The following is a 1,058-nucleotide window of genomic DNA, read 5'->3' as shown; positions in this document are numbered from 1 at the left end:
TTGTCTTTAATTGTACATTCTAAAGGGTGAAGATTTAACGCTTTTATTGATTATTAACTCAATTAGGATAACAATATAGGCGGTATCTTCTATTTTTCTATGCAATTCGTTTCCAATATTCCACTTCAGTTTTAGCTTATTGTTTAAGACGATAACAAAGGTAATGTATTTTGCTTAATTTATTCAATATTTCTTTACAGCACCATAAAGATTGAGTATTTCGCGCATTAAGTTGAGAAGAAAGATGGAATATCTGCTATTCTTTGAGTAGTAAAATTTAAGAGGGAGAATCGTGTGGTCCTCCCTCTTAAATTTTATCATGTTAAAAAATTATAGCTATTCCTAGGAATACAAAAGTTATCTTAGTTCTTATTTTGCTCAAACAAAAATGAATCAAAAGCATTTTCTGCTTGAATTCCTATTTTCAAAGTTCTATTGTCATCACTACTATTCGATAGAATCGAAACAGTCATGGTGTTTCCATCATTTATTTTTATAGAGTACCACTCTCTTTCTATTTTTTCATCTTCATTATCTATTGGAAGAGACTCACCGTTTTCAGACAACGCATTAATCCAAAAACTTTTATAATTCGTACATTTAATGACATAAACGCCACCCTCATTGGGTACTTCTATCTTGTTTTTATTGATATTTGATACATTGGTTTCCCATTTCATCGCTTCCCAATCTCCATCTTTTTCCTCGCTTTCACATGCGACAAATGTCGTTGCAAAGATTATTAATAAAAGAATTTTGAATAAATTTCCTGTTTTCATACCGTTAGTGGAATTAAATTGATAAAAGATTTATGTATAAAAAGTTATGTATACTTTTAATGGGCAAATATCATACACACAAACTATATGCAATATTCGCAAAATTTCTGAACATATGCAAGCAAGTAGCTGGAAATTTTGTCAATGAATCAGGGAATGTGCCTAGAAAAGGAGTAGTCCCTGGATTCTCAGACCTTGAAATAATGGCATTGAATATGACATCAGAAACTGTTGGTATTGACAGTAAGCCATTGTTGTTTGCAAAGCTACAGGAATATA

The 1,058-nt window shown here is 31.0% G+C and carries 1 protein-coding gene and 1 pseudogene; one reads left to right on the top strand and one right to left on the bottom strand.

What is annotated here, in order from left to right:
- Positions 1 to 362: 362 nt before the first annotated feature.
- Positions 363 to 779, bottom strand: a complete 417-nt coding sequence (locus tag B5F38_RS14135; RefSeq protein ID WP_087423062.1) for a hypothetical protein — start codon at positions 777 to 779, stop codon at positions 363 to 365.
- A 32-nt stretch (positions 780 to 811) separates the two neighbouring features.
- Here B5F38_RS14135 and B5F38_RS14130 point away from each other — a divergent pair.
- A pseudogene (locus B5F38_RS14130) lies at positions 812 to 1,058 on the top strand (IS982 family transposase); the annotation flags it as partial.

The sequence above is a fragment of the Barnesiella sp. An22 genome (genome assembly GCF_002159975.1).
GTDB classification, from domain to species: Bacteria; Bacteroidota; Bacteroidia; order Bacteroidales; family Barnesiellaceae; genus Barnesiella; species Barnesiella merdigallinarum.
The sequence above is the reverse complement of the archived record's forward strand: the minus strand, read 5'-3'. Positions and strand labels throughout refer to the sequence as shown.

Bases quoted from the DNA above. Each gene is read 5' to 3' on its own strand.
- B5F38_RS14135 (WP_087423062.1), bottom strand. From the start codon at position 779: ATGAAAACAGGAAATTTATTCAAAATTCTTTTATTAATAATCTTTGCA.